At 70.1% G+C, this 22,552-nt stretch carries 22 protein-coding genes; 15 read left to right on the forward strand and 7 right to left on the reverse strand.

The features are described from left to right. From ACGWYJ_RS25400 to ACGWYJ_RS25420, 5 genes are read left to right on the forward strand one after another with little or no spacing between them, the layout of a single operon-like run. A complete protein-coding gene (locus ACGWYJ_RS25400) occupies positions 1-576 on the forward strand; it encodes a DUF2617 family protein (protein WP_395108829.1) in 576 nt (191 codons plus the stop codon). Further along, the gene (locus ACGWYJ_RS25405) at positions 573-1,028 is read left to right on the forward strand and encodes a DUF4247 domain-containing protein (RefSeq protein ID WP_395108830.1); all 456 of its coding nucleotides are present in this window, start codon (positions 573-575) and stop codon (positions 1,026-1,028) included. Before ACGWYJ_RS25400 ends, ACGWYJ_RS25405 begins: the two co-directional genes overlap by 4 nt. Beyond that, positions 1,025-1,945 (forward strand): hypothetical protein, encoded by a 921-nt coding sequence (locus ACGWYJ_RS25410; protein WP_395108831.1) that lies wholly within the window; start codon positions 1,025-1,027, stop codon positions 1,943-1,945. The genes ACGWYJ_RS25405 and ACGWYJ_RS25410 overlap by 4 nt, the downstream gene beginning before the upstream one ends. After that, the gene (locus ACGWYJ_RS25415; RefSeq protein WP_395108832.1) at positions 1,942-2,370 is read left to right on the forward strand and encodes a DUF350 domain-containing protein; all 429 of its coding nucleotides are present in this window, start codon (positions 1,942-1,944) and stop codon (positions 2,368-2,370) included. The genes ACGWYJ_RS25410 and ACGWYJ_RS25415 overlap by 4 nt, the downstream gene beginning before the upstream one ends. A 32-nt stretch (positions 2,371-2,402) precedes the next feature. Then, positions 2,403-4,025: a polyamine aminopropyltransferase gene (locus tag ACGWYJ_RS25420; RefSeq protein WP_395108833.1), complete on the forward strand. Its 1,623-nt coding sequence runs from the start codon at positions 2,403-2,405 to the stop codon at positions 4,023-4,025. A gap of 29 nt (positions 4,026-4,054) precedes the next feature. On the opposite strand, the gene ACGWYJ_RS25425 is transcribed toward ACGWYJ_RS25420, so the two are convergent. Further along, positions 4,055-4,762: a MerR family transcriptional regulator gene (locus tag ACGWYJ_RS25425; protein WP_395108834.1), complete on the reverse strand. Its 708-nt coding sequence runs from the start codon at positions 4,760-4,762 to the stop codon at positions 4,055-4,057. 80 nt (positions 4,763-4,842) lie between these two features. Here ACGWYJ_RS25425 and ACGWYJ_RS25430 point away from each other — a divergent pair, with 80 nt between their 5' ends. Beyond that, positions 4,843-5,985 (forward strand): acyl-CoA dehydrogenase family protein, encoded by a 1,143-nt coding sequence (locus ACGWYJ_RS25430; RefSeq protein ID WP_395108835.1) that lies wholly within the window; start codon positions 4,843-4,845, stop codon positions 5,983-5,985. A 16-nt stretch (positions 5,986-6,001) separates the two neighbouring features. On the opposite strand, the gene ACGWYJ_RS25435 is transcribed toward ACGWYJ_RS25430, so the two are convergent. The 4 genes from ACGWYJ_RS25435 to ACGWYJ_RS25450 all read right to left on the reverse strand — a co-directional run bounded on the left by ACGWYJ_RS25435 (position 6,002) and on the right by ACGWYJ_RS25450 (position 9,224). After that, positions 6,002-6,829, reverse strand: coding sequence for an SAM-dependent methyltransferase (locus ACGWYJ_RS25435; protein ID WP_395108836.1), 828 nt, complete (start codon positions 6,827-6,829; stop codon positions 6,002-6,004). A 75-nt stretch (positions 6,830-6,904) separates the two neighbouring features. Continuing rightward, positions 6,905-7,987 carry a DUF5753 domain-containing protein gene (locus ACGWYJ_RS25440; protein ID WP_395108837.1) on the reverse strand — a complete coding sequence of 361 codons (1,083 nt, stop codon included), beginning with the start codon at positions 7,985-7,987 and terminating at the stop codon, positions 6,905-6,907. Between the two features lie 278 nt (positions 7,988-8,265). Continuing rightward, positions 8,266-8,865 (reverse strand): hypothetical protein, encoded by a 600-nt coding sequence (locus ACGWYJ_RS25445; RefSeq protein WP_395108838.1) that lies wholly within the window; start codon positions 8,863-8,865, stop codon positions 8,266-8,268. After that, positions 8,862-9,224: a hypothetical protein gene (locus ACGWYJ_RS25450; protein WP_395108839.1), complete on the reverse strand. Its 363-nt coding sequence runs from the start codon at positions 9,222-9,224 to the stop codon at positions 8,862-8,864. Before ACGWYJ_RS25450 ends, ACGWYJ_RS25445 begins: the two co-directional genes overlap by 4 nt. A 350-nt stretch (positions 9,225-9,574) precedes the next feature. On the opposite strand from ACGWYJ_RS25450, the gene ACGWYJ_RS25455 reads away from it, so the two are divergent. The 5 genes from ACGWYJ_RS25455 to ACGWYJ_RS25475 all read left to right on the forward strand — a co-directional run bounded on the left by ACGWYJ_RS25455 (position 9,575) and on the right by ACGWYJ_RS25475 (position 13,837). After that, positions 9,575-10,291, forward strand: coding sequence for a Crp/Fnr family transcriptional regulator (locus tag ACGWYJ_RS25455; protein WP_395108840.1), 717 nt, complete (start codon positions 9,575-9,577; stop codon positions 10,289-10,291). A 138-nt stretch (positions 10,292-10,429) separates the two neighbouring features. After that, the gene (locus tag ACGWYJ_RS25460) at positions 10,430-11,233 is read left to right on the forward strand and encodes a hypothetical protein (protein WP_395108841.1); all 804 of its coding nucleotides are present in this window, start codon (positions 10,430-10,432) and stop codon (positions 11,231-11,233) included. A gap of 204 nt (positions 11,234-11,437) precedes the next feature. Further along, positions 11,438-12,775, forward strand: coding sequence for a hypothetical protein (locus ACGWYJ_RS25465; RefSeq protein ID WP_395108842.1), 1,338 nt, complete (start codon positions 11,438-11,440; stop codon positions 12,773-12,775). A gap of 20 nt (positions 12,776-12,795) precedes the next feature. Next, complete coding sequence (locus ACGWYJ_RS25470; RefSeq protein WP_395108843.1) at positions 12,796-13,233, forward strand: hypothetical protein; 438 nt, start codon at positions 12,796-12,798, stop codon at positions 13,231-13,233. 61 nt (positions 13,234-13,294) lie between these two features. Next, positions 13,295-13,837 (forward strand): hypothetical protein, encoded by a 543-nt coding sequence (locus ACGWYJ_RS25475; protein ID WP_395108844.1) that lies wholly within the window; start codon positions 13,295-13,297, stop codon positions 13,835-13,837. A 203-nt stretch (positions 13,838-14,040) separates the two neighbouring features. Here ACGWYJ_RS25475 and ACGWYJ_RS25480 read toward each other — a convergent pair whose 3' ends face one another. Next, the gene (locus ACGWYJ_RS25480; RefSeq protein WP_395108845.1) at positions 14,041-14,250 is read right to left on the reverse strand and encodes a hypothetical protein; all 210 of its coding nucleotides are present in this window, start codon (positions 14,248-14,250) and stop codon (positions 14,041-14,043) included. Positions 14,251-14,459: 209 nt separating this feature from the next. Here ACGWYJ_RS25480 and ACGWYJ_RS25485 point away from each other — a divergent pair, with 209 nt between their 5' ends. Both ACGWYJ_RS25485 and ACGWYJ_RS25490 read left to right on the forward strand, forming a co-directional pair. Further along, a complete protein-coding gene (locus ACGWYJ_RS25485) occupies positions 14,460-15,038 on the forward strand; it encodes an RNA polymerase sigma factor (protein ID WP_395108846.1) in 579 nt (192 codons plus the stop codon). Beyond that, complete coding sequence (locus ACGWYJ_RS25490; protein ID WP_395108847.1) at positions 15,035-16,900, forward strand: cyclic nucleotide-binding domain-containing protein; 1,866 nt, start codon at positions 15,035-15,037, stop codon at positions 16,898-16,900. The genes ACGWYJ_RS25485 and ACGWYJ_RS25490 overlap by 4 nt, the downstream gene beginning before the upstream one ends. A 42-nt stretch (positions 16,901-16,942) precedes the next feature. Here ACGWYJ_RS25490 and ACGWYJ_RS25495 read toward each other — a convergent pair whose 3' ends face one another. After that, a complete protein-coding gene (locus ACGWYJ_RS25495; protein WP_395108848.1) occupies positions 16,943-18,628 on the reverse strand; it encodes a DUF6119 family protein in 1,686 nt (561 codons plus the stop codon). A gap of 211 nt (positions 18,629-18,839) precedes the next feature. Here ACGWYJ_RS25495 and ACGWYJ_RS25500 point away from each other — a divergent pair, with 211 nt between their 5' ends. Further along, on the forward strand, positions 18,840-20,516 hold the full coding sequence (locus ACGWYJ_RS25500; RefSeq protein ID WP_395108849.1) for a class I SAM-dependent DNA methyltransferase: 1,677 nt from the start codon (positions 18,840-18,842) through the stop codon (positions 20,514-20,516). Further along, positions 20,513-22,549: an N-6 DNA methylase gene (locus ACGWYJ_RS25505; RefSeq protein ID WP_395108850.1), complete on the forward strand. Its 2,037-nt coding sequence runs from the start codon at positions 20,513-20,515 to the stop codon at positions 22,547-22,549. The genes ACGWYJ_RS25500 and ACGWYJ_RS25505 overlap by 4 nt, the downstream gene beginning before the upstream one ends. Positions 22,550-22,552 lie beyond the last annotated feature (3 nt).

Here is a 22,552-nt window from a genome sequence, read left to right on the forward strand (position 1 = left end):
TTGCGCACGACTCTCGACACCCCCTACGCCGACACCAGCGCGGCGGCGCTGTCGTTCGCGCTCGGCCTGCCCCGCCTGGACGCGCTGGCCGTCCTCGCCCTGGAGGCACCGGACGACGGCGGCGTCCACGTCGAGCTGCGCCTGCTCGGCGCGTCCCACCAGGTGCTCGCCGGGACGTTCAGCGAGACCGTGGCCTGCCTGCCCGGCGAGCGCGAGCCCGTGCCCGGCCGGTTTCGCGGGACGGCCGGCGGCTGGGCGTACGACTTCGCCTCCGTCACGGCGGCGCACGACGCCGCCGGGTTCCGCCGGGCGGTGGACGACCTGCGCGACCTGCTCGCGGGACGCGACGACGCCCTGACCGGGACGTTCCCGGGCTCCCCGTACGCCGTCACCGCCCTGGTCCTCGACCCGGCGGGCGACGGGGGACCGGAGCTCCCCGGCCCGTCCCTCGAACCTCTGGATCACCCGGTCCCCGCCGGCGGGCGCGCGCCGCGGGCCGGGTGGCGGACCTGGCACGCCTACCCCCAGACCCAGGAGATCGTCATGACACGGAGCCGGTTGGTGAGCGCGCGATGAGCCCGCCCAAGCCGAGGCCCGGCGCGGGGCAGGGAGGGAAGCGCGGCCTCAAGGGGCCCGCGATCGGCTCCATGCTGCTGGTCGGGCTCGGCGTGACCGTGCTGCTGCTCGCCCTGTTCGCCGGGCGGACGTCGCCGCGCGGCTGGATTCCGCAGAACTACACCCGTGTGGCGCCCGGCACCTACCAGGCCCAGGACCCGCCGCTGCGTGTGGCGTCACGGATCACCAGCAGGTTCAAGACCGAGCACCGCGTCTACACGCCCGGCGGGATCTTCCTCCGCTACCACAACGCGGTGGTCGCGATCCTGCCGAGCGGGCGCGGCTCACGCATCACCGTCGACGACCCGGACCGCGGCTACGCCCGCTACCACTCCTCGGTCGGTGGCGCCTGGGGCGGCCCAGGCGGGCGGGCGTCCTCCTTCCGCGGCGGCGGACCAGGGGAGGGCAAGTGAGCACCGGCGGTGGGGAGAAGAAGTCCGGTAAGGGCGGCGTGCTCGGCTGCTCCATCATCGCCGCCCTCATCCTGCTGGTCGTCGTCGTGCCGATCCTGTGGTCCATGTGGAGCGAGGGCCTCATCGACGGCACCGACGAGAGCGTGGAGACCGCCCCGGTGTTCGGCCCGCGGGACGCGGGACGACTGGTCGAACGGCTGTCCGCCGCCTCGGCCGCGCAGGGGGTCTGCTACGGCTGGGTGATCGAGTCGGGACGCACCCGCGCGATCCCCAAGGTCACCCCCTCCTACAGCGGCACCCCGGCACCCATGCCGACACGGCCGTCCAGTCCGGCGCCCTCGGAGACCGGCCCGTCGGTCATCGAGCGCGAGATGATCGAGACGGAGCTGGAGGAGCTGAACGACCCCGGCGTCGAGTACGGCTCCAACCTGGGCGTCGGGATCGACCCGCGCCAGCGTCCCCAGCAGTGCCCGAAGTGGGTGGTGCTGACCGCTGACTACACCTACGACCGGACCGGCCAGTACTGGAGCAACGGGTACCTCAGCGTGGACACCAGCTCCGACCTCGACCTGAACAGATACAACCTGTCCTCCGTCTACGTGGACGCGCTCGGGCAGAGCACCCGCTCCGGCCCGGACGACGACTACGACAACTTCTTCGGGCCCCACGCCATCGCCAGGCTCGCGGACGCGATCTCCGCGCTGCCGCTGATGGTCGCGGAGGAGGGCCTGGCGCCGCCCCCGCCCGTGGCGCCCGGCGCGGAGGGCACGGCGCAGGGCGCTCCACCGGGTGACACGCTGCCGCGGTCCAGCCTGGCCCGCCCGATCTTCACAGGTGTCGGGATCGTGTTGATCGCGGGCGGGGTCGTCTGGATCGCCGTCGCCGCCGTACGGAAGCGGAGGAGCACCACCTCATGATCGAAGACATCCTCCAGGAGAGCGGTGCCGCGCTGGCCTATGGCGTGGTCGGCATCGGCCTGATGGCCTTGGGCTACCTGGTGGTCGAGCTGACCACGCCGGGCAGCCTGGGCCGGCAGATCTGGACCGACCGCAACCGCGGCGCGGCGCTGATCCTGGCCGCCAAGCTGGTGGGCGTGGGCGCGATCGTCACCACCGCCATCGCCGCCAGCGAGGACGACCTGGCCGCCGGGGTGCTGAGCACGGTGGTCTACGGTGTGCTCGGCATCCTGCTGACGCTCGTCGCGTTCTACCTGCTGGACCTGCTCACGCCGGGCAGGCTCGGCGCGACCGTGGTCGACGCGGCCGAACTGCACCCCTCGTGCTGGGTGGTGGCCGCGACCGACCTCGGCACCGCCGCGATCGTCGCCGCCGCCATCTCCTGAGCGCGTCTCGGGACCGTCTCGGGGAGGTCCCCATGACAGAAACCCAGGTCCCGTCCGGCGCGGAGGCGGCGCCGGACGGGGAGGAGCGCCCCGACGGTGCGGAAGCGCTGCGGCTGCCCGCCCGCGCGGCCCGCGCGCTGGTGCTGGCCGCCGTGTTCACCTGCGCCGCCTGCGGTCTGGTGTACGAGCTCGCGCTGGTGGCGCTGGGCAGCTACCTGATCGGCAACTCGGTCACGCAGGCGTCGATCGTGCTGTCGGTGATGGTGTTCGCGATGGGCGTCGGGTCGCTGGCCGCCAAGCCGCTGCAGCGGTTTCCGGTCGCCGCGTTTGCCGTGGTGGAGGGCGCGCTTGCGCTGCTGGGCGGGCTGTCGGTGCCGGCCCTGTACGCGGCGTTCGCCTGGCTGAACCTGTACGTGCCCGCGCTGGTGGTGGTGGCGTTCGCGGTCGGCGCGCTGATCGGCGCGGAGATCCCGCTGCTGATGACGCTCCTGCAGCGGATCCGGCGGCAGGACGCGGGCAGCGCGGTCGCCGACCTGTTCGCCGCCGACTACGTGGGCGCGCTGATCGGCGGGCTGGCCTTCCCGTTCTTCCTGCTGCCGCTGTTCGGGCACATCAGGGGCGCGCTGCTGGTGGGCGCGGTGAACGCCGTCGCGGGCATCGCCGTCGTGCTGTGGCTGTTCCGGCGGCAGATCGGCAACCGCGCCAGGGCCGCGCTGTGGGCGGGGATGGCCGCGGTGCTGGCGGTCCTGGGCGGCACCTACGCGCTCGCCGGCGACTTCGAGGTCTCCGCCCGCCAGGCGCTCTACCAGGACCCGATCACGCTGGCCGAGCGCACCCCGTACCAGGAGATCGTGGTGACCCGGAAGGTGACGCTGTCCGGCCGCACCGACCTGCGCCTGTTCCTGAACGGCGACCTCCAGTTCTCCTCGGTGGACGAGTACCGCTACCACGAGTCGCTCGTCCACCCGGCGCTGGCGGGGGCGCGCCGGGACGTGCTGATCCTCGGAGGCGGGGACGGCCTGGCGCTGCGCGAGGTGCTGCGCTACCCGGACGTGCGCAGCGCGACCCTGGTCGAGCTGGATCCGGAGATGATCCGGCTGGCCCGCACCCACAAGGAGATCGCCGCCCTCAACCGGCACGCCTTCGACGACCCGCGGGTCCGTGTCGTCACCGCCGACGCCTTCTCCTGGCTGCGCTCGGCGCCGCGCCGCTACGACTCGATCATCGTGGACATGCCGGACCCGGACGACGTGGCCACCGCGAAGCTGTACTCGGTGGAGTTCTACGGCCTGGCCCGGCGTGCGCTGGCCCCGGGCGGGCGGATGGTCGTCCAGTCCGGCTCCCCGTTCTTCGCGCCGCGCTCGTTCTGGTGCATCGAGAAGACGATCCGCGCGGCCGGGCTGTCCACCGTCCCGTACCACGTGGACGTGCCCAGCTTCGGCGACTGGGGCTACGTCCTCGCCTCTCCGTCCGCGACACCGCCCACGCTGGGCCTCGCGGCGTCGCCGCCCTCCGGCCTGCGCTTCCTGGACGCCGAGGTGCTCCGCGCGTCCGCCACGTTCGCCAAGGACCTCCGCCGCACCGACGTCGGCGTCAACACCCTCGTCCATCCCCGCCTGGTCGAGTACGAGAACGACGAATGGAAGGACGTGTAGCGGTTCCTGGACCGTAGGGCGGCGCGGTGTCAGTCGCGGGAGGCCGATTGCCGGATGGCCCGATCCACGGCTCTCTGGAAGGACTCGACCAGGGACTGGATCATCAGGGGTTTCAGCTTGACGGCGAGTTCCAGCAGGGCGTCGCGTTCCTCCGGCGGGCGGCCCCGTTCGCGGTACGGGCGTACGACCGTGTCCTGGAAGACGCGCTGGAGCTCGACGGCGAGCTCCGAGGTGTGGCGTTCGATCGACTCGTGCGCGGCGATCAGAGTGTCCAGGGGCATCGCCGACAGATCGGCCGCGGCGCCGAGCGAGCCCGGTCCGAGCAGGAGGACGGTGCCGTCCGGAAGCTGCTCGATCACGCCGAGCGCGGCCAGTTTCTTCAGCGCCTCGTCGTCGAGCCGGCGGCCGATGCGCCGGTCGAGCTCGCGCCGGTCGAACCGCTCGGGTTCCTCGCGCGCCCACGGGGACAGCAGCGCGCGTTGCAAAGCCAGGTCCTCGGGGGAGGCGTCGTCCGGGATCCGCTCCATGTGCCGTTCGATCGCCGCGAGCGTGAGGCTGAGCGCCTGGAGTTCCCGGACGAGTTCCAGCCGCGCGAGATGGTCGGGCCCGTACAGGCCGGTGCGGCCGCGCAGGCGGGGCGGCGGGAGCAGGCCGCGCCCCGCGTAGAACCGCACCGTGCGGACGGTGAGGCCGGCGCGTGCGGCGAGCTCGTCGACCGTCATCTCGTCGTCGGGCAACCCTTGCCTCCTATGTGACAGCTCCAGTGTTACGTTCTTTCTGTCAGGAATGACGTACCCAGGCGCGAGGAGCCCGCCGGATGGCACGTGAGATCTTCACCGACGAGCACGAGGCGTTCCGCGACATGGTGCGGTCCTTCATCGCGAAGGAGATCACCCCGTACCACGAGCAGTGGGAGCGGGACGGCATCGTCTCGCGCGAGGTGTGGCTGGCCGCCGGGCGGCAGGGCCTGCTCGGCATCGAGGTCCCCGAGGAGTACGGCGGGGGCGGCATCGCCGACTACCGCTACTACGTCGTCCTGAACGAGGAGCTCGCGCGGGCCAACGTGCACGGCCCCGGCTTCGCCGTCCACAACGACATCAACGGGAGCTACCTGCTCAGGCTGTGCTCGGAGGAGCAGAAGCGGCGCTGGCTGCCCGGCTACTGCTCGGGCGAGCTGATCACCGCCATCGCGATGACCGAGCCGTCGGCGGGCTCCGACCTGCAGGGCATCAAGACCACCGCGGTGCGGGACGGCGACGACTACGTGCTGAACGGCTCCAAGACCTTCATCTCGAACGGCATCCTGGCCGATCTGGTGATCGTGGTCGCCAAGACCGACCCGTCCGCCGGGGCGCGTGGTGTCAGCCTGCTGATGGTCGAGCGCGGCATGGAGGGCTTCGAGCGGGGCCGCAACCTCGACAAGGTCGGCATGCACGCCCAGGACACCGCCGAGCTGTTCTTCGACAACGTCCGCGTCCCCAAGGCCAACCTCCTCGGCGAGGAGGGCATGGGGTTCATCTACCTGATGCAGAACCTCGCCCGCGAGCGGCTGTCGATCGGCGCCACCGCCCAGGCCGGGGCCGAGGCCGCCTTCGAGCAGACCCTGGAGTACTGCAAGACCCGGGAGGCGTTCGGGCGGCCGATCGGCAGGTTCCAGCACAACCGGTTCACGCTCGCCGAGATGAAGACCGAGCTCACGGTCACCCGCTCGTTCACCGACGAGTGCATCCTCAAGGAGAGCCGGGGCGAGCTGAGCGCCGAAGAGGCCGCGATGCTCAAGTACTGGAACACCGAGCTGCTCAAGCGCGTCGTCGACCGCTGCGTCCAGCTCCACGGCGGGTACGGCTACATGACCGAGTACCCGATCGCCAAGGCGTACCAGGACGTCCGGATCCAGACCATCTTCGGCGGCACGACCGAGATCATGAAGGAGATCATCGGCCGTTCCCTCGGGGTGTAGGGAACGGCCGGGCGGCTCACGGCTTGTGCGCGATCCCGCCGTAGGCGTGGGCCTCGGCGGGCGGACCCTGGGGGCTCGGGTCGGGCCTCCACAGGGGAAGGGAGACCACGCCCGGCTCCAGCGGCTCCAGTCCCTCGAAGAAGCGGGCGATCTGGGCCGGGCTGCGCAGCCGGTACGGGACGGCGCCGGTGTCGTCGTAGCCCTTCTGGGCCTCCAGGAAGGCGGCGTCGGTGTCCGTGCCGTCCTCCAGCACCAGGTAGCCGCCGGACGGGAGCTCCGCGACGAGGCGCCGGACGATCGAGATCGCCTCGTCGTCGTCCGTGACGTGGCCCATGATGCCCATCAGCATCAGCGCGATGGGCCGCTCGAAGTCCAGGTGCCGGCGGGCCAGATGGATGATGTTCTCGGGCTCGTGGAGATCGGCCTCCACGTAATGGGTGGCGCCCTCCGGGTGGCCCGACAGCAACGCGCGGGCGTGGACGAGGACGAGCGGGTCGTTGTCCACGTAGACGATCCGCGAGTCGGGGGCGATCCGCTGCGCGACCTGATGGGTGTTCTCCTCGGTCGGCAGGCCGGTGCCGACGTCCAGGAACTGCCGGACGCCCTCTTCCGCGGTCAGATGGCGCACGGCGCGTCCCAGGAACTCGCGGGAGATGCGCGCCAGCTCGACGATCCCGGGGAACACCGCCGTGTAGGCGTCCCCGGCCTCCTGGTCGACCTGGAAGTTGTCCTTGCCGCCCAGCCAGTAGTTCCAGATCCGCGCCGAATGCGGAACGCTGGTGTCGATCCCCGCCATGAGGTCCTTCTCGGCGCTGGCGAAGAAGTCGCGCTCGTCGGTTCCCATGCTCGCCCTTCCGTGGGGGGGTCGGTGGCGTTCCTTCCATGAGAACAGACGGCGCGCCGCGAGCCTAGAACGTGTTCACCCCCGAAGCTCGCGCAGCAGCCGCTCGCTGTCCTCCGGCGAGAGGGCCTCGATCGCGAGACGCCCCAGCAAGGCGCGGTAATGACCGACGTCGTTGCTCCGCGTGGGATAGAGGCCGTAGTCGCGCTGCTCGACGAAGGCCACATCCGGCAGCCGTGGCTCCCGGAAGCGCAGCAGGCTGAGCGGCCCGTCGGCGGAGTCGTGGCCGTGCGCGTCCTTGGGCATCACCTGGATGGTCACGGGCGGGAGCACGGTGACCCGGCACAGATGGTCGATCTGGCGGTGCATCGCCTCGTCGCCGCAGATGGGGTCGCGCAGGACGCCTTCGTCGATGATGGCCCACAGCCTCAGCCCGTTCGGCTGCCACAGCGGTTCCTGCCGGCGCATGCGGAGGTGAACGAGGCCGTCCAGTTCCGGTGTGGACGCCGCGGGACGGTCCCGCCGGAACGCGGCCCGCGCGTACGCCTCCGTCTGGAGCAGCCCGGGGATGAAACGCGGCGCGTAGGAGCGGACGAGGCGGGCCTGGCGTTCCAGGGTCAGGTAGGGCCCCAGCCATTCCGGCACGAGGTGGCGGCCGACATGCCACCAGGCGTTCTCGGTGTTGCGCGAGGCCGATTCCAGCAGCCATCGGCGCTGGGCGTCCTCGTCCCCGTCGCACGCGGCGCCGTCGGCGATGCCGGGTGCCTTCCCGAACGCCGTGCCCACGCCGTCCGGGGCGCTCTTGGTCGCCAGGGGACGCGACTGCCATGCGGCGTTGATCGCGTCGAGGCGGAGCCGCAGCAGGTTCAGGCCGTCCGGCCGCGGGGGACGGCCCTTCTCGGCCGCGAGATCGCACAGAACGGCCCACAGCGACTCGGCCAGTTCCGTCCTGGGCGGGCGCGTGTGGTCGCGGTGGAGCAGGTCGTGCACGGTGGAGCGCGGCAGCCGGGTGACGCGCACGCCGTACGTCGCCGTGCCGGCCGCCTCGAGCCGTTCCGACCTCCGCTCGATCACGGCGAGCGAGGGTTGACCGGCCGATGCGCGCAGCCTCGCGAACTCGCCGACAAGGGAGTGGATCATCGCTGCGGGATCATCGGGCACGGTCTACGTTCACCTTTCCAGCCGGACTGGACGCATTCATGGCAGCGCAGCCTAGCCTCCGGCTTCGCAAGAAGTCCGGCGAAACCCACATTCGCCGTGAAAACTGGGATTTCGCTTGACAGCCGTTTCTTTGACACCGGGTGCAGGATGTTGTGGTGGCACCGGGTGCACAAAATGGCCACGCGGGAGTTCCCTGGAGAGGGCGGGCATGGTGTCCGGGGTCGTCCGGCCTGTTGCGACGATCTTGACGAGGGATGACCGTCGCTGTCGTATTTGAACTAGATATCGATGGCGCCCTCCGTCCACGGGCCGGGGACGTAGAGCCAGGCGTCCTCCGCGAAGTCCGTGCCGGGCGGCGCGCAGCGCACCTTTCGGAACTCCTCGGGGCGGGGGGACCGGAAGCCGTGCCGCACCACGTCGTCATAGAGCACCCCGGAGACGATCACTGCCAGGTCGGCCTCGGGGAGGAGAGCGAGGGCCTCCTTGACGGGAGGACTGTTGAGCAGCCGGAAGCAGCGGATGATCGTGTCCCCGCCGAACCCGAGGGAGCCCGCCGGCACCAGGCCCATGGTCAGCGCGACCCGCAGCCGCACCCGTGCCGGCGGCATGAACAGGGCGTTCTTCGCGCGCAACTCGACGCGCAGCGCGTACAGGAGGTCCGGGATCACCACGCTCGGATCGATGTCGCCGGGCGCCACCACGAGGGTGCCGTCCCCCGCCGTCTGGTCGATCCGCTCCGGCAGCCCGGCCGAGCGGAGCGCGCTCAGCATGACCTCGTTCATCTCGTCCTGCGCGAAGAGCTGCTCAGGCGTACGCCGGGTGCTCCAGCGGACGATGTCCGCCGCGCAGCACAGGGCCGTCCGCGCGTCCGCGCTCATGCCAGCCAGACCTTCCCGCCGCCCACGGCGACCGGCCGGAAGCCGTCCGGGGAGAGGTCGAGACGAAAGCCGGGCGCGACGTAGTGCTCGTACAACGCCTGCGGCAGGACCACCGTGAACGGCGCGCCGACGTCCACCTCGGCCGCGACCTGGCGGGCCAGCCGTTCGGCGACGCGCGGGACCTGGCCGACCTGCTGCCCGTCCGGGACGCCGACGGCGGGACCCATGGCGAACGCGACGAGCAACCGGATCCGGGCGTCCGGGACGCGCCGCCCGTTGTACAGGGCGAGCCGGGGCGCCGCCCGGCGCGGCACCTCGGCCAGAACGGACGGCACGTCCGCGTCGGCGGGCAACGTCACCGCCCATCCGTCCGCACTCGCTCGGGTCCAGGTCCCGTGGGACGGGACGCCTGCCTCCTCCAGCGTGCCGCGAATGATCTTTTCAACGTTGCGGAGGGTCGAAACCGACCGGCGAATGGCGCTCGCGTCGTCGCGAACATGCCAGAACAGATGAAGTTGGTGAGATACATATGTCATGGTTAACGACGTTAACTCCCGTGGACGGGAGGGGCGGGCGTGACTGCCCTTCCTGTGTACCATTCGATGCATTCGCCTATGCACCCGCACGCGGAGAACGGGGGTGGGCTTCGCGTGCCGAAGTACGAGCTCGGTGCGGCCGGAAACCGCACGAGATCATTTTGGAACTCACGATGATCGACAAGTATGACGCCGACGCTCTGGTCCGGCGGCACTGGGACACCTGGCCGGACGCCAGCTTCCTGTCCGGCCTGCCCGACCAGGACGCCAAGGACCTGCTGAGGCGGGGGAAGCCGCAGGCCCACGGCGAGGGGGTGACCCTGATCCGGGAGGGCGAGCCGGGTGACTCGGTGTTCCTACTGGTCCATGGCGCGGTCAAGGTCTTCACCGATCGGAAGCCGGGTGAGTGCGTGCTGCACGACATCCGCTCCAGCGGCGACGTCGTCGGCGAGTTCGCGTTCATGGACGGCGGCCCGCGCAGCGCCACGGTCAGGACCAGCTTGCGCGACAACCTGGTGGTGGACGTCCCGTTCGCCGCGCTGAGCGAGATCGCCCGCGAGAGGCCGCAGATCCGCCGCGGGCTGGAGGTGGCCATGGGGGAGAAGGCGCGGGCGCAGATGAGGCGCCACTCGGACGGCCCCCGCAGCCTGGAGATCCGCCTGGCGCGCGCCCTCGTCGAGCTGACCGAGCGCCACGGCCGCGAAACCCCTCACGGCCTCAAACTGGCCGTCGGGATGACCCAGGAAGAACTCGGCTCGTACATCAGCACCAAGCGCAACAGGGTGAACGGCGTCCTGAGGAGGCTCGGCAGGGACGGCGTTCTCAAGACCGGGCGGAGGGTCATCATTGTGCTGGACATGCAACGGCTCAAAGAGCTGGCGCGATCCTGACCGTTGTGTCATGGACCGTGCACAGCGCCGATCCGATGGCCCAACCCGCTTCGCAACACTTCGCGTGGCGCGGCATGCTCTACCGCTATGAAGAACGCGACACGGCAACGTGGCCGTGCGGGTCCACTGCATCTTCTCGTGACGTTCGGCCCGGCCACGGGACGTCCCGTACACGTCCGGACCCGGCAGTTGAACCTGATGAAGACGTTCATGGACGGCGCCGCCGAGGCCGTCGGCGCCCCTCAGGACGCGGTGGTCAGGGTCGGGGAGGCCGACGGCCTGCTCTACGCGATGCCCGTGGCGACCGACCACGACGGCGCCGTGGAAAGGCTGCCCGACTCGCTGCTGCGCCAGCTCGCGCGGCACAACCGGCACGCCGACGAGGCCGACCAGGTCGCGGCGATCCTGGCGTTCTCCTGCGGCCCGAGCGAGGAGGTCCCCGGCGGCCTCATCGGCCCCGGACGCGACCACGCCGTCCGCCAAGCCGAACTCCGATGGCTTCAAGCGCGCCTGAGTCTCGCCCAACCCGGAACCGTCCTCGTCGTCATCGACGACGGCCTCTTCCGCAACTACGTCGAACCCGAGTTCGGCGAGAACCTACACGCCGGCGACTTCATCAAGGTCCCCACAGACCCACCGGCCTGGCTGTGCGTGAAGCCACCCCCGTCCCGCCCCACCACGACACTCGTTCCCTTTCGCCTGCCCATCGCCCGTGCCGTACCGCCATCCCCCAACCGCCGCCTGGCACTGGCCGCCGCCCTGGTCCTCCTCACCCTCGGCGGCCTCCTCGGCTGGAAACTCCTAGTAACCGCCCCCGCCCACACCCGCGGCGACCCCTACGCCCCACCCTCACCCGACTCGACGTCCCACCTCAGGGCACCGGCTTCGCGAGTGAGTGAGGAATTCTTCGCATATCTTCGCACATCGGACAGATGTGCATAATTAACCTGACTGGTTTACCTTCTCGGAGTTGCAGAATAGTCTGACTGGTATGCCCCCGGCGGGAGCGGCGGCCGCATCCCCGCGCGTATGGCCGTGATCTCGCTCGTCCGCTGCCTGAGCTGCGGAGGTGCCTCTCTCCCATGGTCATGGACGCCTGGCCCGCGGCTCGTGACATCCCATGCCCGACCCGGGCCTGGGGGGCCGATGGCCTTTGATCGGAAGGACCCGAGCCGCCCGCCGGTCGACCATCCCGACAAGCCGGATGCGAAGGATGCCGATCCCCAAGCCGGCGGGGTAGGGGTAAAGGACGATCCCGGCTCGCCGAGCCAGCCGTCCCGCCTCGCCAGCAAGAGGTACGCGAGCCTCAGCGCCGAGGAACGCAGGGAACTGGACGACAAGAACGCCGGTTCGCGCCCTGAACCCACCGGCCGAGGGCGCACGGAAAGGGCCGAGGAAAGCACTTCCGACTCGCAGCGCTCGGGCTGGCGACCACCGCCGGACGATCCCGGCTCGCCGGGCCGGCCGTCCCGCCTGGAGTCGCGCGAGATCGCCGCCAACGCGTGGAGGCGCAGGCCGGAGGCTATCGAACCTGTCCAGCTCGCCGAGGCCAACGGCGAGCGGAAACAGCCACAGCCCGAGCAGGCGCCCCAGGAGGCAGGGGGCGATCAGGAGTTCGACGAGGGCTCGGATCGTCTGGCGGTCGAGGCGCACGACGACAAGGGCGATCAGAACGCCGCCGACCCCGGTGACGAGTCTCCAGCCGACACAGAGCGGACGCGCGACAACGACGCCTCGGCCGTCCCGGTCGGCGAACGCACGGAGCCGAGTCCTGGCGACGACGGTAACGGCACGGACCTCCCCGCACCTGCGCAGGACGCGCCGCCTGCCGGCCCGTTCGAGGATCCCGACCCCGGGCGCCGCTCCACTGAGGCGCCGGAACGATCCGAGGTCCCACCCGAAAGGGAAGGGAACGCCAGGGCGCCCGAAAGCGAGGCGCGGGATGGCGCCGAGTCCACCGGCACAGGCGATGGCCAAGATGTTGGTGCCAGGCTTCCCACTTCGATTGTTGGCACCCGCCCTGGGGGCGGCTTGTTGCGCGGTGGGGACACCTTCGCCGTCCGTCCCGGCGACCCGGTCCCTGATGTTGGCGAACGCGGCCGGGGACTTGAACGGGTCGATCCCGGCGACACGGTCGAGGGCCGTGGCGAAATACCTTCCGACCTGGAAGAGGAGAAGGACCTACGAGAGCCCGACCCGGATCACGCCCGGCGTCGTGCTCGCATGAAGGATAAGCTGCGGCGGAAAGGCCAGGATGGTCTTGATGTCGTCAGGAAGGGTGGCAACAAAGCCGATGACCTGCTGAAGTCCCCGAAGGGAGACGATCTCCGGGCGAGCACCGTACGAGACAGCGGTCATATGGAACCCCCTCCCGATAAACCGCTCAAAGGAGGGGATCTCATCGTCGGCTTCGTGGCGTTCGGAGCCGTCACCGCCTATGCTCTGCGGCGGCTTCGGGAAAAGGTCGGAGGTAGTGAACGATAATGCCGGTTTCCGATAGGCAGATGGCTGCCCTCAAGGCGCTGCTCTCAGGTCGACCGGACGAGCATGAGCGCCTGATCGACGAGATCGAGCGGGTCGAAGGCCCGGATGCCGGTGGCAGGCACTCCGTCCTGATCGCCGCCGGCATGTTCGAAGCCGCCGAGAAGCGGTTCATCCGGAACGGCAGGTACGCCTCCAAGGAAGAAATCATCGCATATGTCGCCTCGGTCCGATCGAGAAGCGAGGCCGCGGCCAACGACCTCGACGCGATGCTCGCCGAACGCGTCCTGCTGGCCGCGCTCGACCAGGGCGAGATCGACGACATCGATGACGAGGCTGTCGTGATGACGCAATTGCTGCTGATGGCGGCACTGGTCGGGGACGAGGAGTATTCGGAGGAAGAACTGGACGGCTTCCTCGCACTGGTCAGGCGCACGGCGGACGAGTGGCTGGAGCCGTGACACGAAACCTGCCTCGGGTTGGTGGGGGCGGGCGGTCGGTGGGTGGCCGGAGGATTGGGTGATGGAGCCGCCGGACATCGAACTGCTGGATGAGGATCTCGAGCCGCTGCGGCGGTTCATGGTGGGGGATCTGGAAGGACTCGCCGACCTGGACGAGGATCCGGAGAATCCGCGGTCGAAGGCGGTGTGGTTCCTGTTCGTCTCGGCGTTCACGATCGCCGTGCGGTGGCGGTTCGGCGAGTCGTACAGCCGCGGAGCGGTGATCAAGTTCGTCGCGGATCTGCGGGTATCCCTGGGCAAGGACAGAGACGAACTGGACCCCAAGGTCGCTGAGGAATGGATCCGGAGCGCTCTGGGCCTGCTGTCGAACGAAGAGCAGCTTCGCGTCCATGAGGACCTGGACGCATCGGTGGACGCCACCATCCTCATTCTGGAAAGGCTGCGGGACGAGAACGTCGTCGGCGATGCGGGCTTGGACGCCTTCCTGGAGGCGACCATGGACTACGCCAGGAATATGCAGGAGAAGCTGCCGAGTGTCTGGGACGAGATCCGTCCTTGGGCTGAGAAGCACGTGCCGCAAGGTGGCGGCCCGGCCGAAGCCTGAACGCATCAGTAGCCAGGGTCTCCTCTGGTATGCGTCCCGTGCCAGCGGCGGCGGCGCTTGATGGCGGTCGATGAGATGACGCATGGCACCCTGGTTGAGCCGTGGGCGTCGCCGGTTCGCCTTTCGGGATTTGTGTCAGGCGGTACGGTTCGGGCCTTGCGGGCGTGAGAGGTTCGGGGGGATCGGGCCCGGGCGGGGTGGGCTCATCGCCTCCGGACGATCAGGAGCGTGGCGAGCAGCAGCGCGGCGGTGTCCGTGATGACGGTGACGATGATCGGCTGGGCGTGCGCGTGGGCGACGGCGGCCAGCACGAGGTTGATCAGCGCGAGGGCGATGCCGAGGTCGTGGCCCGGCCGCTCCCGTTCCGGGGTCCGTTCGTCGTTCCGTCCCTGGGTCGGCTCTTCGGAGTTCACCGGTCTCCCCTTCCTGGGTTCCTGAGGTTCGCAAGGGGGGTTCCTGGACGGCGTCCCGTGTGAAAAGCCCATGCCGTCGCGGCCCGGACGGAAAATCTTCGGCTCTCCTCTTCACGTTCGGCGCCACTGGGCGACCTGACTGTCACAACGGCCGGAGTGAGGAGGGTCCACAAGTGGAGGGGCACAGGGACGGTTCGGCGGCCGAGGCCGTGTCCGCCTCCGCGGCGGGCCCTTCGGCGCCGGACGCCTCCGGGAAGGAGTTCGAGACATTCGCCGAAGCCCACTACCGCCTCCTCAACGGCTTCGCCCACCTGATCGGGGTGCCGCCGGACGTGTCGGAGGACGTGGTGGAGAAGGCACTCGAAGATCTCTGGAGGAACTGGGACAGGGTCGAGTCACCGCTGGCCTGGGCCCGCAAGGCGATCGTGAACATCGACCGCGCGCGGATCAGGAAGGAACGGAACCGGGCGAGGGCGGAGGCTCGCTACCACCATGAGAGGCGATTGACGGGGGTGCCGGATCACACCATGACGAGTCTCGAAGACCACCAGTGGGTAGAACAAACTCTCGAAGTGCTCCCCCCGAGACAGCGAGAGGTCTTCCGGTGCCACCTGGAGGGATTGACGACCGCGGAGATCTGCGAGCGGCTGGGGACGCGGCCGGACAACGTCCGGCAGAACCTGAGGCTCGCGAGGAGGACCTTGCGCGGCCATCTGGAAGCGCGGAGAGAACGTGAGCCCGCGGCGGACCGCTCAGCCGCCAGGCAGCGAGAGGAGGGCAGCCGGTGAACCATCCACGCTCGGAAGGCGATGACAGGCCGTCCGCCGCGTTCGAGGAACAGGAGGAACCGCAGGAGACGCTGGCCGAACTGCTGGGCGATGTCCTCGATCTCTCCGAGGAGATCAATGCCCGCATCACCGACGAGGAGGTCCGGGGACGCGTCCAGCGCATCCTGCGAAGGGTCGCCGACGATCCGTCCGGCTCGGACGACGCGCCAGGCGGGGAGGACGCGTCGTCCGGGGGCACGGCAGGAGGCGCCGACCACGACCCGGCCTGGGACCTGCTGCCGATGCGGCGGGTCGTCGCGCGTGCGCTGCTGGACGAGCGCGACATCCACCTGCTGACGTTGCTCGCGGAGGGCCTGCCGACGTCCGGCGTCGCCATGCGGCTGGACGTGGCCGAGCCGCGGGTGCGCGACGAGGTGCACGCCATCTGCCAAAGGATCGGGGTGGACAAGCCGATCCACGCGGTGGTGTGGGCGGCGCAGCAGGATCTGCTTCCCCGGGTCGTCCCCCGATCGGAGGCGACGACGTCCGGGTTCGTGGACGAGCCGCGACCACCGTACGTGCCCGCCGGGCCGCCGACCGCGTCCACGTTCTGGGACTCGCTGACCGCGCGGGAACGCGCCGCGCTCGGCGGCATCGCGGAGGAGGTCCGGTACTCCCGTGGCGAGGTGCTGTGGCGGGAGGGCGAGGTCGCCGACGAGATGCTGGTCATCCGCTCGGGATGGGTGCGGATCTTCACCGAGCGGGACGGGACGGAGCACACCGTCGCGTTCCGCGGCCCCGGCGAGGTCATCGGTGAGAGGGCCGCGCTGCTGCTCCGCGAGCGCTCCGCCACCGTCGTGGCGCTGGACGAGGTCAGCGGCCTCTGCCTCGGGACGATGGGGTTCGCCCGGTTCGCGTCCGCGCATCCGCGCGTCCTGGCGATCCTGGAACGGGAGATCTACAACAGGCTCACCGACAAGCCGGGCGCGGTGCCGCCCGGTCCCCCCGAGCTGTCGCGGCGGGTGGAGGTCGGGGGGTTCAGGGAGTTCACGGGACAGGTGTGCTCGATCCTGTTCACCGACATCGCCGGGTTCGGCGCCGCCGAGCGCACCGACGGGGACCGCGCGAGCATGCGCGCCGCGATGTACGACATGTTGCGCGACTCGATGGACGCGTCCGGGGTGCCGTGGGACGGCTGCATCCGTGAGGACCGCGGCGACGGCGCCCTCATCGTGGTGCCGCCGTGGATCCCGACCAGTCCGGTCTTCGACGCGGTGGTCGACCGGCTCGCCCCGTCGCTGCGGCGGCACAACCGCGGCTCGCCGCGGGCGCGGAACCTCAGGTTGCGGGTGGTCGTGCACGTCGGGCCCGTCATGGCCGACAGCATGGGCATCGCCGGTGCGGCGATCATCCATGCGGCGCGGCTGCTCGACCTGCCCGCGTTCAGGGAACGCTTCGCGGCGAGCGGCGCCGACCTGGCCCTCATCACGTCGCCGTTCGTGTACGACTCGGTGATCGCGCAGGGCCCGGCCGACGCCGCGCCGTTCGAGCCCGTTCAGGGAAGGGTCAAGGACATGCCCCTGACCGGCTGGATGCGGCTGGCCGACGAGAGGGAGGCGCCGCGCCCACGGCCCGCGCCGCCCCCGGCGCCGGCCTCCACCCCGCTGCCCGTCGTCCTGTCCCAGCGCGAGGCGGAGATCGTGGAACTGGTCACCGCCGGCTACACCGACGCCGAGATCGCCGACTGGCTCAAGCTCGAAGAGGACACGGTCAGGGAACGGCTGCGCCGGATCCGCCGGAAGTACCCGTCCTCTCAGCCGGACCCGGTCCCGCTCGGCCTCACCCTCGCCGACCTGGACCGCCGCCTCGCCGTAGGAGCCTGACCCTGGGCACCGGCCCCACCCCGGTGCCCAGCCCCTACTTGATCAGGACGCGCCGCGTTCGATGGGGACGACCTCCAGTTCAACGCCGTAACGGTGGCTCAGTGTCCGGTCGAGGTGGGCGAGGGCGATCTGGGCGTGGGGGAACAGCGTCTCGGCGGTCAGCGGGGTCTTGCGGTCGGCCATCATCGCCAGCACGACCTTCCGCGGACGCCACCCGTCCGGGAGGGAGCGGGTGCCGTGGCTCGCCTCCTGGACCCGCTGGGCGAACTTCTGCCGGACGTCCTCACGCAGCCAGAGCGCCTCGGTGGAGTTGAGCGCCTGGTTGAACTGGTGACTGAAGGGGCTCGTGCCCTTCCCCGCCTTGACGTGGATCAGCTCGAATCCAGGGCCGAGCAGGTCGCACCCCTCGAAGCCGCGAAGCCCATGGAAGGAGGTGGGCACGAACTTCCCGTCGAGGTTGAGGAAGGAGGCGGGGCCGAGCGTGTCCTCCACCAGCTCGTTGTAGAGGGTCTCGCCCCTCTTCTTGGAGCCGGGGGGCGGGGTGAGGTCGGGCGGCCAGGGCGGCAGCGCCACGCAGGGCGGGTCCTTGAAGAGCGCGGCGATCCGGCGGCGGACGGCCGTGAAGTACTCGGCTCCGCCCTTGTACCAGGCGCCCTCGACCAGGAAGTACTCGTCGTCGAGGGACACGGCCGCCTCGATCCACCGGTCGGCGGTGCTCCGGCCGAGGAGCAGACGCCCCTCATCATCGGCGAAGATCCGCACTTCTCCCTTCCGCAGCGCGGTGACGGGCGCCACCCGGTGCTGGACGCGGCACCTGCCCACGATGTGGTCGAGGTCGACGAAGCGGCGAAGCGGCGGCGTACCGGGACCGATCTTGATCTGGAAGCTCCGCCCCTGCTCCACCACGTCGGCGAGGTCGACGGGGACGGCGGGGGCGAGCCGCATCCCGGCGGTCTCGTCCCCGGCGGAGCGCAGCCGCTCGTCGAGCCGCCTGTCGAGGGACGCGAGCAGGCGCTTGTCGCGGACGGGCATCGTCGCCTCGACGAAGGCGAAGTCGGGCTGCACCTCCCGCGCGCAGATCTCGGAGATCCTGCGGAGCAGCGCGACGAGCCGGGACGGTTCCAGCGGGATCCGCAGCCGGAGGCCCGCCGCGCCGTCGACCCGCACCGGCCTGCCGCGCTCCAGGCCGAGGTCGTTCGGGTCGACCTTGCCGGCGAGCCCGCGGACCAGCTCGGTGTACTCGCTGACGCCGATGTGCCCGATCGGGATGCCGGACGGTACGTGGGTGGAGTCCTGGCGGCCGAGCCCGGTCATGGACCGCCGTACGACGCCCCGGACCTCCTCCGCGTCCACCGCGCGGATGGTGAACCTGAGCCCGAAGCCGTGGTCCTTGAACTGGTCGGGGATGGCCCGTGAGCCGGCGCCGAAGCCGATCGCGTACGTGTCGTCCCCCACTTCGACGAACAGCAGCGCACCGCAGTTGACGCTCTCGTAGTCGTGGGGCAGCGGCCCGACGAGCAGGCTCGCGGCCTTCGCCCATGGGGCGGGCGCGGGGCCGTGCCGCCAGTGGATGACCACGGCCGTCGCGCCGTCCCATTCGAGCAGTTTGAGACCGTTGTGCGCGGTCTCGTCGAGGTAGCTGCCCGCCAGCTCGTCGAACAGGGCGGGAAGGTCGGGGGCGCCATCGGAGCGCCGGTGGATCGTGACTTCGTAAGTGAGGGTTGACAAGGCGGATCTCCAGAGGACCTCGCGTCCGGGACGGCCGGAGCGATCGCGAGAGATGCGGAAAGGGAAGGGGTGCGCGCGGCTTGCGCGAAGCCTGCGCCTCATGAGGACGCTGAGCCAGAAGTGGCGACGTACACAGGATGGCAGAGCACGTTAGCGTCGTCAACATGTTTCGCTATTGAGCATGTGCTCACGGGCGTGTACGTTGCCGACCATGAAGGATGACGAGGTGGCGCTGGTACCGCCGGCGGAGATCGCGCGGATGGCGGGCGTGACCCGGGCGGCCGTGTCGAACTGGCGCCGCCGTTACTCCGACTTCCCCCAGGCCGCGGGCGGCACGGCGAGCGCCCCGCTGTTCGCGCTGCCCGAGGTGCGCGGCTGGCTGGAACGGACGGGCAAGGGCCAGCGCCTGGCCGGGGAGGTCAGGCTCTGGCAGGCGCTGCGCGCCGAGCGCGGTAACGACATGATCGGCGCCCTGGTCGCGGTCGCCGCCCGGCTCCAGGGAGAGCGCGCCGGGCGTCCCCTCGGCGGAGCCACCGCGGAGCTGGTCGACGAACTGGTCCGCGATCGCACGCCCGGGGAACTGGTCCGTGACCTCGCGGAGCGCTTCGTCGCGTCGGAGACCCGCAGCGGGGGCGAGCATGTGTCGACGGCACCGCTGGTGCGGGCCGTGTGCCACTTCGCCGGCGACACGAGCGGGGTCGTGTACGACCCGGCCTGCGGCATCGGCGACCTGCTGCTGTCGGTCGGCGGCGACGGCGTGAGCACCAGGGTCGGGCAGGACGTGGCCGAGGGACTGCCGGACCTCGTCCGGCTGCGCGCGGCGGTCGAGCGGCGGCGCGGGACGGTCCGGACCGCTCGGGGCGACTCCCTGCGCGACGACCGCTTCCCTGACGTGAAGGCTCATCTGGTGGTGTGCGACCCGCCGTCCGGCCAGGCCGACTGGGGACGCGACGACCTGCTCCTCGACCCGCGCTGGGAGATCGGGCTGCCGCCCAAGGCGGAGAGCGATCTGGCCTGGCTACAGCACTGCTACTTCCACACGCTGCCCGGCGGCCGGGCGGTGGTGGTGCTGCCCGCGTCCGCCGCCTACCGCAGGTCGGGCCGCCGGATCCGTGCCGAGCTGGTGCGCGGCGGCGTCCTGGACACGCTGGTGGCGCTGCCGGGCGGGCTCGCCGCCGGGCATTCCGCCCCGGTCCACCTGTGGGTGCTGCGCCGTCCCGTGCGGACGCCGGGACCGGACGCCAAGGTGCGCATGGTCGACCTGTCCGACGCCGATCCCAACGGTCCGATGGAGCCCGCCGCCGATCGGGTCGCGTCCGTCCCGGCCCTGTCGCTGCTGGACGAGGACGCCGATCTCACGCCGTCCCGGCATGTGGCCGCCCGCCAGCCGGGTCCCGTCGCCTACCGCAAGGCGCGCCAAGAGCTGCGCGAGGCGCTGTACGGGTTGGGTGACGCACTTCCCGACCTGCCCGAAGGCGACCGCGACATCACGGCGACCCTGAACGTGAACGAGCTGGTGCGGGGCGGCCTGGTCGAGGTCAGGGACGGCCGGCCGGTGTCCACCACCGACCAGCTCGACACGGATTTCCTCGTGGGCTTCCTGCGCAGCGCGGCCAACACCCGGCGCAACACCAGCGGTTCCGGCACCCACCGTGCCGACCCGCGCGGCGCCCGCGTCCCGCAGATGGAGGCGGAACGTCAACGCGCGTACGGCGAGGTCTTCCGAGAACTGGAGAGTTTCGTGCAACGCCTGGAAGAGGCGGCCAGGATAGGACGCCGGGCCGTGGACCTCGCCTACGACGGCCTCACCAGCGGGACACTGAACCCGCCCGCCCGAACGGCGGCGCGGTCCGAGAGTACGAGGACGGGACGGAAGGATGACGAGTGAGCGCTGACCAGAACCTGTCCGCCTTCATCTGGTCGGTGGCCGATCTGCTGCGCGGCGACTACAAGCAGTCGGAGTACGGGAAGGTGATCCTCCCGTTCACGGTGCTGCGCCGCTTCGACTGCGTCATGGAGCCCACCCGCCAGGCCGTCTGGGACAGAGACGAGTCCTACAGGCGGGACCAGGGGCAGGACACCCCTCCCGCGCTGCTGAAGGCGGTCGCGGGGTTGCCGTTCTACAACACCTCCCGGCAGACCTTCCGGACGATCGGCGCCGATCCCGCGCAGGTACGCAAGAACCTCATCGACTACGTCAACGGCTTCTCCACCGAAGTCGCCGAGATCATCGATCACTACGCGTTCCACGTCCAGATCGAGCGTCTGGACGCCGCCGGGCTGCTCTATCAGGTGGTGCAGAAGTTCGCCGACCCCGAACTCGACCTGAGCCTGTCCCGGGTCAGCAACGAGGACATGGGGCGTCTCTTCGAGGAACTGATCCGGCGGTTCTCGGAACTGTCGAACGAGACGGCCGGTGAGCACTTCACCCCGCGCGAGGTCATCGAGCTGATGGTCGAGCTGCTGCTGGCCCCGGACGCGGACGCGCTGACCGGCCCCGGCACGGTCATCGACATTCTCGACCCCGCCTGCGGGACGGGCGGGATGCTGGCCGCCGCCGAGGAGCACATCCGGGCCATGAACCCGCGCGCCCGGATCAACCTCGCCGGGCAGGAGCTCAACGCCGAGTCCTACGCGATCTGCCGGTCGGACATGCTGATGAAGGGCTACGACGAGAAGAACTCGGCGATCCGTTTCGGCAACTCGTTCAGCAACGACCAGCACGAGGGCAAGACGTTCCGTTACATGCTCGCCAACCCGCCCTTCGGCGTGGAATGGAAAAAGGTCGAGAAGGCGGTGAAGGACGAGCACCGCGATCTCGGCCACGCCGGACGCTTCGGCGCCGGACTGCCCCGCATCAACGACGGCTCCTTCTTGTTCCTTCAGCACATGATGCACAAGATGAAGCCCGTCACCGCGGACGTGGACGGCACCCTCCGGGGCTCCCGGATCGCCATCGTCTTCAACGGCTCGCCGCTGTTCACCGGTGGCGCGGGGTCGGGCGAGTCGGAGATCCGCCGCTGGATCATCGAGAACGACTACCTGGAAGCGATCGTCGCCCTGCCGGACCAGCTCTTCTACAACACCGGCATCTCCACGTACTTCTGGATCATCACCAACAACAAGGCGCCCCGGAATGAAGGAAAGGTCATCCTCCTGGACGCCCGCGACCAATGGACGAAGGTCCGTAAGTCCTACGGGGAGAAGCGCAAGGAGATCAGCAAGCCCCAGCGCGACCACGTCTGCGCCATCTACCGGGACGCGTTCGAGATCGCCGCGGATACCGAGCACCCCGACCACGCCAAGGTGAAGATTTTCGACAACGAGGACTTCGGCTACCAGCGCATCACCATCGACCGCCCGTTGCGCAGACGGTACGAGGTCACGGAGGAAACCCTCGCCCTGCTCGCGGAGTCATCGGTGGTCCAGAAGTACCCGCTGCGCGAAGAACTGCTGGACGGCCTCAAGCATCTCCTCGGGACGGTCGAGAAGAGCCGCACCAAGTTCCGGGAGAAGATCGCCGCGACGTATATCGAGCAACAGGTCACCTTCCCACCGGACAGGGTCGAGAAGGCGGTACTGAACGCCTTCGCCATCCCCGACCCGGAGGGCGAGCCGGAGATGGAGAAGGGAAAGCCCGTCCACGACCCCGATCTCCGCGACGCCGAGAACGTGCCGCTCACGGAGGACATCGACGAGTACTTCGACCGCGAGGTCAAGCCCCATGTACCGGACGCCTGGATCGCCGAGATCAAGGACCCCAAGACCAAGCAGACTACCAGGGCCAAGATTGGCTACGAGATTCCCTTCACGCGGTATTTCTATACCTATACCCCACCCCGGCCACTGGAGGAGATCGACGCCGAACTCAAGGAGCTAGAGGCCCAGATCCAGGCCCTCCTCGGCGAGGTGACCAGGTGACGA

Source organism: Actinomadura sp. SCN-SB (assembly GCF_043906805.1).
Classification (GTDB): Bacteria; Actinomycetota; Actinomycetes; order Streptosporangiales; family Streptosporangiaceae; genus Spirillospora.

Excerpts from the sequence above, each read along its gene's own strand:
- ACGWYJ_RS25405 (WP_395108830.1), top strand. The coding sequence starts at position 573 with ATGAGCCCGCCCAAGCCGAGGCCCGGCGCGGGGCAGGGAGGGAAGCGC.
- ACGWYJ_RS25415 (WP_395108832.1), top strand. The coding sequence starts at position 1,942 with ATGATCGAAGACATCCTCCAGGAGAGCGGTGCCGCGCTGGCCTATGGC.
- ACGWYJ_RS25420 (WP_395108833.1), top strand. The coding sequence starts at position 2,403 with ATGACAGAAACCCAGGTCCCGTCCGGCGCGGAGGCGGCGCCGGACGGG.
- ACGWYJ_RS25430 (WP_395108835.1), top strand. The coding sequence starts at position 4,843 with ATGGCACGTGAGATCTTCACCGACGAGCACGAGGCGTTCCGCGACATG.
- ACGWYJ_RS25435 (WP_395108836.1), bottom strand. The coding sequence starts at position 6,829 with ATGGGAACCGACGAGCGCGACTTCTTCGCCAGCGCCGAGAAGGACCTC.
- ACGWYJ_RS25445 (WP_395108838.1), bottom strand. The coding sequence starts at position 8,865 with ATGAGCGCGGACGCGCGGACGGCCCTGTGCTGCGCGGCGGACATCGTC.
- ACGWYJ_RS25455 (WP_395108840.1), top strand. The coding sequence starts at position 9,575 with ATGATCGACAAGTATGACGCCGACGCTCTGGTCCGGCGGCACTGGGAC.
- ACGWYJ_RS25465 (WP_395108842.1), top strand. The coding sequence starts at position 11,438 with ATGGCCTTTGATCGGAAGGACCCGAGCCGCCCGCCGGTCGACCATCCC.
- ACGWYJ_RS25470 (WP_395108843.1), top strand. The coding sequence starts at position 12,796 with ATGGCTGCCCTCAAGGCGCTGCTCTCAGGTCGACCGGACGAGCATGAG.
- ACGWYJ_RS25475 (WP_395108844.1), top strand. The coding sequence starts at position 13,295 with ATGGAGCCGCCGGACATCGAACTGCTGGATGAGGATCTCGAGCCGCTG.
- ACGWYJ_RS25500 (WP_395108849.1), top strand. The coding sequence starts at position 18,840 with ATGAAGGATGACGAGGTGGCGCTGGTACCGCCGGCGGAGATCGCGCGG.